The organism is Paramaledivibacter caminithermalis DSM 15212 (assembly GCF_900142245.1).
Lineage (GTDB): Bacteria > Bacillota > Clostridia > Peptostreptococcales > Caminicellaceae > Paramaledivibacter > Paramaledivibacter caminithermalis.
This window is the reverse complement of record NZ_FRAG01000121.1, coordinates 1-2675: the sequence shown is the minus strand read 5'-3', so window position 1 is coordinate 2675 and position 2675 is coordinate 1. Positions and strand designations below refer to the sequence as shown.

Here is a 2675-nt window from a genome sequence, read left to right as displayed (position 1 = left end):
TTATGCAATATTATATTTTGTATTAGATTATTTAGTCTGACTTAAGCTTTTAAGATAAAATAATTTGCAGTTATTGATAAGATTCAGGGTGGAATGATGTCTACTTGCCTCTCAATATATTACCAATATAATCAAATAGTTCTGATTTTATCAAAATATAAAATTTATTTGATATTGTTACATATTTCTACACTTTTCTTACAATTGTTATGCTATAATGACATCTGTATGTGTCAAAGAAAAAAATGGAAAGGTAGGTGAGATAAAGATATATCATAGATTTTAATTTAACAGTTTTAAGACACAGAATTTTACACAAGGAGGAAATGTTTAATGAATTTAAAGAAAATCCCTAAAAATATTTTATCACTAGTATTGGTACTTTGTATGTTATTTAGTAGTACGGTAGCATATGCTTTAGAATCAACTTCTAAATCTATCGATGAAAGATCTGAGGTACTGATAAGTGCAGTGAGTAAGGATAGTAATTCAGATAATGAAAAGGAAGAATTTGAATATATCGAGTCAAATAGATATATAGAGAATTCTGATGAATTATTACCCTTCAGATTTGTTTCTGAATTAGATGGAAATGATGTGAGTACTACGATTAAGTTTTATGACTCCATTCCAAGAGATGCTGAGATAGATGTAAGTATATCTAAAGAAGAAAGAAATAATGTTTTTAGTAAAAGTTTTTCCAATTTAGATGGAAAAGTCAGTATTAATGGTATAGAAAGTGATACTATTTATGATTTTGATATAGTTATTACTTACCCTGATACTGGTGGAGAGACTTCAGAATTTTATATGGGTAAATATACTTTAGTTGTTGAAAGAAATTTAAATGAGGAAATAGTTTGTATAGAGGACAATATAAAGGATGTATACTATAATAGAGGTCATAAAAGCCCCCAAATAGATAAGTTAATTGAAGAATTTATTAATACAACATCCATCGACAAAAGTAATGATAATAATGAAATAGATGCAGATAATATTGATTTAACAGATGAAGTTCTGAAAGAATCAGTTAAAGCTGATAGTCTAATAATATTTGAGCAGAAGCTCTTAAGAACTGAATTTAGAAGAGATCCTGATACTATAAATAGATATGAAGTGGAACCTAATGATAGTTTTTCAAAAGCTGATAGATTTTATGATGATGATACAGTGGGAGGGAAAATCCAAAGCTCAGGTGACGAGGATTATTATAAAATAAAATTTGACAAGAGTGGATTGGCTAATTTTTGGTTGGGATATGTTCCAAAGACAGAAGATTATAAGTTATATCTATATGACTATGACCATAATAGAATCGGAAGATCAGTTAGTGGAGGCAATGGTGTGCAGGAGTTAATACCAGAGTTTCCTGTAGAAAGCGGAAAATATTATTATGTAAGGATTAAAGGGGATTCAAGTAGTGATTATGACAACAGTCAATATTATCATCTAAGAGCCAAATTAGTGTCTGAAATTGATGAAGAAGGTGATGAATACGAACCAAATGATTCATTTGATGACGCCACAAGGTTATCTGGAAATTATAATAAAATATATGCTACTTTACATAATGAAGATGATGATGACTATTATAGAATTCGTGTAGGTGAGAACAGCACTGTTACAATTGACTTAACAAATATACCAAGAGGCGAAAATTATAAGTTAAAGTTATATGATAGTGATCATGATAGAATAGCTTATTCTAATGAGTCAGGAAATGAAGATGAGCAAATAATCGAAACTGTTGATTCAGGTACATACTATATAAGAGTATATCCATATAAGGATTCTTATGATGCTGATGATGAGTATAAATTAACTATTAACATTGAAGAGGAATCTGCCGAAGAAGAAATAGTATACAAAATGACATATGAAGGAAAAGACATATATCTATATGGTGTAGAAGGTAATGATTTAGATAATATGTACGCAATAGTTGCAGATGAAGATGACTCAGAAGGTAAAAAATGGGTTTATAGTGAGATTGGAGGCTGGTATGATACTTCATTATATGCTTCGGTTCCAACTGATGGGGGGATTATAGTTTCAGCAGCAAGAACTTCATTAGGTAATTTTGAGAATAGTTATAGACAAACTAAGTCAGTAAAAAAAATAGCAAAAATAGTTGAAATTAATTTGAGTAAGATAAAAGATAAGCTACAAGATGCTATGATAGAATATATAGGAATCGATTTTTCACAACTATCTTCACAAAATGTAAAAATGATAGCTGGAGGATTAGGGAGTAGTGTAGACGATAATGTATTCTTTGGGCTTGCTAAAAAGGTTACTGGAAAAGAAGACTATGAAGATAATTATTTTTATATGAGGGCAAAAGTTTTTGCTGATTCCTGCTTTGTTGCGGCATATGCAACTGCAACATTAGGTAGTGCTGCGGAAGCAGCTAGGGCACTTGCAAATGCTGGTGTAGCTGGTGGATTTGCATTAGCTACAGGAGGAGTAACTAGTGCTGCAGCGGTAGAAGAATTAGCAAGGTCAGCAGCACTAGCAGGAGTTTCCTTTATTTCATCAAAATTGATGAAACGCTCACAAGACGTACTTTCTAAAAGCACGGAAAGTTTAAGAATTAAACATGTATATGACTCGATTAAAAAGTCACCTGCATATCCAAAGGGATTTAAACCAGCAACGAATGGCACTAAAAA

The 2675-nt window shown here is 31.0% G+C and carries 1 protein-coding gene; it reads left to right on the top strand.

The features are described 5' to 3' along the window. Positions 1–333: 333 nt before the first annotated feature. Positions 334–2675 (top strand): PPC domain-containing protein (locus BUB36_RS18675; protein WP_207550860.1); only part of this gene is annotated, 2342 nt, incomplete at its 3' end.